We start from the raw sequence: 7989 nt of genomic DNA on the forward strand, positions 1-7989 counted from the left end.
ATTTAAATTTTACCATAAAAAAAATGTTTCAAAAAATCCAGGACGAAACAGATTAAAGAGATTACAGCTTTCTGCCCCTGTTGAAAATCCAGAAGATAATAGGGAAAATAAGCAGTGTAAGCACTGTTGCGGTAATCAGTCCTCCAATAATAACAATGGCCAGAGGTTTCTGAGACTCCGATCCGATTCCTGTAGACAAGGCTGCCGGCATAAGCCCTATGGAAGCCATCAATGCTGTCATGATTACAGGTCTCGTTCTGGATTTTACACCATTTAAGATAGCGGTGTCTATATCCATTCCGTCTTTAACATTCTGATGGAACTCAGTGATGAGAATAACCCCGTTCTGGATACAAATTCCAAGAAGGGCAATCATCCCTACTCCGGCAGAGATTCCGAAATTGATTCCGGTAACGTGTAAAGCGATGATTCCTCCAATCAAAGCAAAAGGTACGTTCGCTAACACCAAAAGAGAATCTTTCATATTTCCAAACAGAATAAACAACAGGAGGAAAATCATCAGAATACTCACCGGTACTACCTGCGCCAGTCTGTGTGAAGCACGCTGCTGGTTTTCAAACTGCCCCGTCCATCCTACAGAATAGCCATCCGGAAGTTCAATGGTTTCTACTTTTTTCTGGGCATCGGCGATAGTGCTTCCCAAATCTCTGTCACGGATGGAGAATTTAACCCCGATATATCGTTTAATATTGTCTCTGTAGATAAATGCGGCTCCGTTATCTTTAACAATGGTGCTTATTTCTTTTAAAGGAATCTTTGCTCCATCCTGTGTAGGAACCATCAAAGCAGCAATGTCATTTTCATTGGTTCTGTATTCCTGAGAATACCGAAGACGGATCGGGAATTTTCTCTCCCCATCGAACATTTCAGACGCTGTTTTCCCTCCAAACGCCATTTCCAAAACGGCTTGTGCATCTGCAGGCATTACTCCGTAAGCTGCCATTTTATCTCTGTCCAACACAACACTTACTTCAGGCTGGCCGATATTTTTAATGATTCCCGGATCTTTTACGCCTTGTACGTCTTTAATTTTAAGCAAAACTTCGTGGGCTAATTTGTCCAGAGTTTCCAGGTTGTCACCATAGATTTTAATTCCATTCTCAGCTTTGAAACCTGCTACGGCTTCTGCTACGTTATCCGAGATCGGCTGGGAATAGTTGAAAGTAATTCCCTGGTAACTTCTGAGCTTTTTGTCTATTTCATTGATCAGTTCATCATAAGTAATTTTACGCTTCCATTCTTCTCTTGGCTTAAGATTAACTGCAAATTGCACAAATCCGAACCCGTTGGGATCAGTCCCGTCATTACTTCTTCCCGTCTGCGCAAGAACATCTGTCACTTCGGAGAAGCTCAGAATGTCTTTCTTTAAAAGATCTGCTGTTTTCAGAGATTCTTTTAATGAAGAACTCATCGGCATTTCTGCGGTGATCCACAATGATCCTTCATTCAGCTGAGGCAGGAATTCTGTTCCTAAAAATTTCCCGGAAAACAATGTAACAGCCAGAAAGGAAATCGCTGCAATCATGCTCATTTTTTTGTACCTGAATGTTAAATTAAAACCTTTCAAAACGATTCTGTCCCAAAAGTTAACAAACGGATTATTTTTTTCTTTTACATTTTTATTTAAAAGGATATGCGAAAGAACAGGAACCAATGTTAATGTAAATATCAATGCTCCCATTAATGCAAATCCTAATGTAAATGCCAGAGGAGAAAACATTTTGCCTTCCACTTTCTGGAATGAGAAAATAGGAATTAAGGAAGTGATAATGATTAATTTTGAAAAGAAGATGGCTTTTCCTAACCCGGTTCCGGTCTGCTTAATCCAGCCTCCTTTTGCGAGTTTATTGAATTTCTCCATTCCGTACCGCTTGGCTTTATGATCTAACATTACGAAGAGGCCTTCCACCATGACGACGGCTCCGTCTATGATGATCCCGAAGTCTACCGCTCCTAATGAAAGCAGATTGGCACTCATCCCGGCCAGTTTCAAACATAAAAAGGCAAATAGCAAGGACAAAGGAATGATGATGGAAACAATCAGCGTGGTTCTCCAGTCGGCCATAAAAATCAAAACAATAACTGTTACCAAGACAATTCCTTCAATAAGGTTATGCATTACGGTATGCGTAGTGAAATCCATCAGATTGTCGCGGTCATAGAAAGTGACCATTTTCACATCTTTCGGAAGGACTTTTTCGTTAAGCTCTTTAATCTTAGCCTTCACTCCTACCAGTACTTCTCTTGGATTCTCCCCTTTTCTCATCACAACGATTCCTTCCACGGTATCATCATGATGATTCAGTGCAGCCTGTCCTACTCTGGGCATAGAGCTTTCGTGAACTTCTGCTACATTTTTTACCAAAACAGGATTTCCACTGTCATTCTGAATGGTAATATTTCCAATATCTGCAACAGATTTTACCAAACCAATACCTCTTACCACATAAGCCTGACCATTTTTTTCAATCACATCACCTCCTACATTCAGATTGCTCTTAGTAACGGCATCATATACCTGAAGCGGAGTCAAGTTATATTTATCCAATGCTCTCGGATCAATACTGAGTTCAAAAACTTTATCCTGTCCTCCGAAAACATTGATATCTGCTACACCGGGAACTCCTCTCAGAGCACGGTCTATCACCCAGTTTTGCAAGGTAAGCAGTGTTCGGGAGTCTTTTGTTTTACTTTCCAGCGTATATCTGAAAATCTCACCGGTTGGCCCGTAGGGTGGCTGTACTTCAGGATCTACCTCATCAGGAAGGCTAATGGTTCTTAACTGGTTATTGACCTGATTTCTGGCGAAAGTATCGTCCACCCCGTCGTCAAAAAGAATTTTAACAATAGAAAGCCCAAACATGGTGGTACTTCTTACACTTGTTTTTTTCTGAACCGGGCTCATCGCCAATTCAATGGGTGTCGTGACAAAACGTTCTACTTCTTCTGCACTACGCCCATTCCATTGGGTAATGATGACAATCTGAGTATTGGTTACATCGGGAAAAGCTTCAATAGGCATATTTTTGAAACTTATAAAACCGGAGATGGCTAAAATCGCTACCCAGATAAAGGTAAATGCTTTATTTTTTAATGAAAAAGCAATTATATTTTTTATGAATTTATTCATGATAGATACATTGATGACCTAAAAAAGCCGTTAAAGAAAAAAGTACATATTCTTCATGGTTTAATAAGACTAGCTGTTCAGCGAGCGGTATATCAGCAGCTGGTTATTGGTAATCACTTCTTCTCCTTCTTTCAGACCGTCTGCAATATAAGTGATATCGCCAACCTGCTTTAATACTTTGATTTCTCTGATCTTTACATCTGTTCTGGATTTAAAAATCACCACAAAGCTTTTATTATCATCAAAAATCACTGCTTTAGACGGAACAGTAAGTGTAGCGTGGCTTTCCAGGCTTGAAACTTTTATCGTGGCTTTACTCTCCGGGATCAAAAGTCCGTTGGCATTGTTCAAGACTACTCTTGCCTGCATGGCGTTGGTTTGCGGATCAATAATTTTGAAGATCTTATCAATTTTTCCATCAAAAACCTTGTCCGGATAAGAAAGTGTGGATACCTGGGCCTTCATTCCAAGGCTGATTTTATCAATATCAGATTCGTTGACATTCATAATAGCCCATACATTGGTAGTATTGGCCACATCAAAGATATTATCACTCCTGTCACTTCTCAGCTGCATGTCTTTGTTAATACTTTTCTGAACAATATAACCATTGATAGGTGCTACTACACTGTATATATTTCCACTTTTCACATTATAAACGGTACTTACAGCAGCTGCTCTCTGCAACTGGTCTTCTGCTTTTTGTAACTGGCTTTTAGCTTCCAGTACATCTCTTTCCGTATTAAGCTTTCCTTCGTAGAGTTCTTTTGCAACACGGAGGTTATTTTTTGCCACTACAAGATCTGTTTTTGCATCGCTTACATCCTTTTGAATTTCTGCAAGCTCAGTACTTCTGATGGTAGCCAACACCTGTCCTTTTTTCACATAGTCTCCCAATTCTACATTTACGCTCATCACATTTCCTCCTACCAAAGGGTAAACATCTATATAACTGTTTTTGTCTGCTGAGATTTTTCCATAAAAGCTGTATTCATCTTCTATATTCTTTTTTTCAACTTTTGCCAGGAAAATAGAATTCAGCATGGTGTTACTGAGCTCAAATCCTTTTTTTGTATGACTATTTTTCTCTTCCTCTTTTTTTGAACAGGCCATTAATGAAAGGATCATCAATGTGTGAATAATATATGTTTTCATCATTTTAATAGAAGATTTTCGTTTGTACTAGTTGATTAAGCTGTTCTGCCGACTGCATGATCTCATTTTTCATATCATAGATCTGAAGAGCTGTCTCCCTGTAGCTATCCATGAAGTCTGTAAATTCAATCAGGTTGATATTTCCTTTTCTGAAATTGGTCAGCATTCCGTTATAAACAAGTTCCTTATTCTGAAGGTCTGTAATTTTTACATCCAGAAGCTGATCATACTGTGCCTTCCAGGTTTTGTATGCAGATTGAACTTTAGTTTCCAGGGTCAGTTTTTGAAAATCAGCATTTTTCTGATTCTGCCGGATAGCATAGTTTGCTTTTACTACATTTCCCTGATTGGCTTTCCATAGTGGCAAAGGAATTCCCAAAGTCAGATTAGCTTCGTTATTAAAAGTTCCTCCTGCCTGGTCCCATGCCGCGCCTACCGTAACATCCGGTACATTCAATGATTTCTGCCATTGTGCATACAACTTACTGTTATCAATGAGCTTCAAATTGTATCGGTAATCTGCATTATTTTCGAGGGCTTTGCTTTTCAGTTCTTCTTCATCACCGAAAGGCTGTGCTGCCAGAGCTTCTTTTGCTTCGGTTTCAGACATTGCAGGCTCTATCTCTTCTGCAACTCCTGTCAGAACTTTCAGATTCTGCTCAAAATCAAGAATATTTTTGTTGATCTCCAGCTTATCATGATTCAGCTGAATCACAATATTCTGCAGCCTTACAGCATCTTTAAGGGAAACATTTCCTTTTGCCGACTGTACACGATAGGCATTCAAAAGATCATTCATATATCCTAACTGCCTGTTGGTATTTTCCAGCTTTCGTTTTTCGTAATAAAGGTTAAAATAAGCAGAGCGAAGCTGAGATCTTAAATCTACCAGCAATTGTGAAAACTGAAGCTGGGCCAGTTCTTTATTGGATCTGGCAAAAGCAATTTCGTTTTTCTTTTTGCCGCCCATGTATATCAATTGAGTAATACCCGCTCCTTTAGAATGTCCTACATCAAAAAACTTTTTGCTCTGAGGATTATAAGCATTAAACTGTCCGCTTAACTGAGGTAACTCCCAGATTTTAGCCTGCAGAATATCCGCATCAGCCATATTGATGTTGTATTGTTCGGCGAGCAGCTGGAGGTTGTTCTTCTGAAAAGCTTCTTCGCATTCCAAAAGAGACATCTGCTGTTGTGCCGCCATGAATGAGGAAACGGCGAGGCACAGCACTGCAATTCTGTTCATTATTATTCTTTTTAAATTACAAAATTGCTTTGATGCTATTAAAAGAAACTTAAATGACGCTTAAAAAAATATTAAAATAGGCATGAACAGGCTGTTTATACAATAAATCACCAGACAAAATCAGTTAATTTTTCTTCAACTATTGAATTTTTGTTAAAAATTTCAATCAGAAGCTTAACAAAAAAAAGCAACTGTTTTCGTATCAGTTGCTTTTTTTTATTTTTTAAAAGATAATGTAAACTTATTCATGTGATCCTCAGGGGAAGAGTATACAATATCTGCATCATGATATTCCAGAATCCTTTTAACAATTCTAAGGCCTAATCCTGATCCTGCTATATTCTGTGCGTTATTTCCTCTTGTGAAGGCTTCAAACAGTTTAGTCTGCTCCTCTTCAGAAATCGTATTGCCGTGAGAAATAACTTCAACGGAAAGATTATCGTTGGTTTCAGTAATCAGAACATTCACTTCTGTATTATCTGAATACACTGCTGCATTTTTAAACAAGTTGATAAATATAATTACCAATAGTGACTGAATTCCTTTTATAGTCAGAAAAGCATTTTCAGAACTATCTTCATTGATCAGAAAATCCAGCTTAAGTTGTGGATAACTTTTCTCCACCGCTTCAAAAGCTTCAAAGATGACTTCATCAATTCTTACTTCCTCATAAATGCTCTGAATATTTTCTTTATCAAACTTTGTCAACAGCAAAAGCGAATTGGTAAGGTCTGATAATTGATAAACATCCCGCTGAATCTGTTTTAAAGAAGATATCGTTTCCGGAGAATGTTCCTCAAATTTAATCAGATTTTCCAGCTGAAATGCCATTCTTGTTATCGGCGTTCTGATCTCATGTGAAGCACTGGCCGTGAAATCTTTTTGCGACTGAAAAACATCATCCAGCCTTCCAATCATGGTATTAAAGGATTTGGCAAGAACACTTACTTCATCATTAGACTGCTCTACCGGAATTTGTGTGGTGAGTTTATGGGCAGTAACTTCAGAAATTTCTTTGTTCAGGTCTTCCAGTGGACGAAGAAACTTTTCGACAAAATAATAACTGAAAAAACCAATAAGCATGGTGCTCATCACATAAGCCGTAATCAAAAGATATTTAAGATATCCCAACTTGGATTTTCCGTTGGTATCAAAAGCACTGGTAAGGATATAATAATTTTCTCCGTTGATATTCCTGAGTGCAGCATAGATTTCCGGAACCGTTTTTTCTGTATAGATAATTTTCTTTTTATCCAGCTCTTTAAGCATTGCACTGTCCCAGATGACATTCCGGTCTTTGATCGTACTGTAGATGAGTTCTTTTTTCTCATTGAAAATTAAAATCTTTTCATTCAAAAGAATGTTATCTGAATTTTCGTTGAAAAAAACGGGTGCTTCCTCTTCAAAGTCTTTGGATTTTGAAATGAAATGGGAAGTAAATTCAAGCCTCTGCCTGAATCTTTCTTTAAATTCATCTCTTCTGAAATCATTAAAAGATAAATAAATGACCGCCATCACCATTCCAAATAGTAATGAAAAGGCAATACTTATCGTTAAAGCGATCTTCCTTTTTAAAGACATTTATAATGGGCTTAGGTAATATCCGAAACCAGAACGGGTGTGAATCAGTTTTATTTTAAAATCTTTATCAATCTTCTTCCTCAGAAAATTGATATAAACTTCTACGGTATTCGTATTTGTGTTAAAATTGTGCTCCCATACATGTTCTGTGATCTGTTGCTTGGAAACCGTTCTTCCCTGCGCCTCCGCAAGGTAAACCAACAATTGAAATTCTTTCAACGTAAGGGTTATTTCATTTCCTCCACGATAAACCTTCTGCTCTGTTTTGTTGATAATAAGGTCATCAATTCTAACAATATCCTGATCGGAATTATCAGAAGGAGCTTTTCTCCTCAGCAGCGAATTGATTCTTAGAAGAAGTTCTTCAAACTGAAATGGCTTTACGAGATAATCGTCAGCTAGTCTTGTGAAAGCATCTTTTTTATCAGAGATATCTCCATAGGCAGAGATGATAATGATGGGAGTATTCTTGTCAAAAGAACGGATCGTCTGACAGACATCAAGTCCGTTTATTTTAGGAACATTAATATCTAGCAGATACAGATCATAGGTACTATTTTTTATCTGACGGAGAAAGGTTTCTCCGTCATAGATTTTATCACAGTTAAAATTATTTGATTCTAAAAATCTGCACAATTCTGCAGACAGAATGAGATCATCTTCCAGTAAAAGAATATTCATCAAAAATTTATTTTACACGAATTTAACGAAAATTTTATGATTGTGATTGTAAAGATGGGGTAAAAGTTTTCAGAGGGAATCAATTGGTTATTTTATCTAATCAAGTGTTTAACGATAAGATGGATCAGTCTCAAAAGTTGGGGGGAATGTTTAGTCATTGTATCTTTGTAATATG

At 37.7% G+C, this 7989-nt stretch carries 5 protein-coding genes; all 5 read right to left on the reverse strand.

What is annotated here, in order from left to right:
• Positions 1 to 61: 61 nt before the first annotated feature.
• Positions 62 to 3151: an efflux RND transporter permease subunit gene (locus tag ACODR7_RS06135; protein ID WP_488838053.1), complete on the reverse strand. Its 3090-nt coding sequence runs from the start codon at positions 3149 to 3151 to the stop codon at positions 62 to 64.
• A 69-nt stretch (positions 3152 to 3220) separates the two neighbouring features.
• Positions 3221 to 4306, reverse strand: coding sequence for an efflux RND transporter periplasmic adaptor subunit (locus tag ACODR7_RS06140; RefSeq protein WP_488838064.1), 1086 nt, complete (start codon positions 4304 to 4306; stop codon positions 3221 to 3223).
• A gap of 4 nt (positions 4307 to 4310) precedes the next feature.
• Positions 4311 to 5552 (reverse strand): TolC family protein, encoded by a 1242-nt coding sequence (locus tag ACODR7_RS06145; protein WP_488838055.1) that lies wholly within the window; start codon positions 5550 to 5552, stop codon positions 4311 to 4313.
• 216 nt (positions 5553 to 5768) lie between these two features.
• Positions 5769 to 7133, reverse strand: a complete 1365-nt coding sequence (locus ACODR7_RS06150; RefSeq protein WP_488838056.1) for a sensor histidine kinase — start codon at positions 7131 to 7133, stop codon at positions 5769 to 5771.
• On the reverse strand, positions 7134 to 7814 hold the full coding sequence (locus ACODR7_RS06155) for a response regulator transcription factor (protein ID WP_110368383.1): 681 nt from the start codon (positions 7812 to 7814) through the stop codon (positions 7134 to 7136).
• Positions 7815 to 7989: the final 175 nt, after the last annotated feature.

The sequence above is a fragment of the Chryseobacterium sp. FG46 genome, from assembly GCF_057809135.1.

Excerpts from the sequence above, each read along its gene's own strand:
- ACODR7_RS06150 (WP_488838056.1), bottom strand. The coding sequence starts at position 7,133 with ATGTCTTTAAAAAGGAAGATCGCTTTAACGATAAGTATTGCCTTTTCA.
- ACODR7_RS06155 (WP_110368383.1), bottom strand. The coding sequence starts at position 7,814 with ATGAATATTCTTTTACTGGAAGATGATCTCATTCTGTCTGCAGAATTG.
- ACODR7_RS06135 (WP_488838053.1), bottom strand. The coding sequence starts at position 3,151 with ATGAATAAATTCATAAAAAATATAATTGCTTTTTCATTAAAAAATAAA.
- ACODR7_RS06140 (WP_488838064.1), bottom strand. The coding sequence starts at position 4,306 with ATGAAAACATATATTATTCACACATTGATGATCCTTTCATTAATGGCC.
- ACODR7_RS06145 (WP_488838055.1), bottom strand. The coding sequence starts at position 5,552 with ATGAACAGAATTGCAGTGCTGTGCCTCGCCGTTTCCTCATTCATGGCG.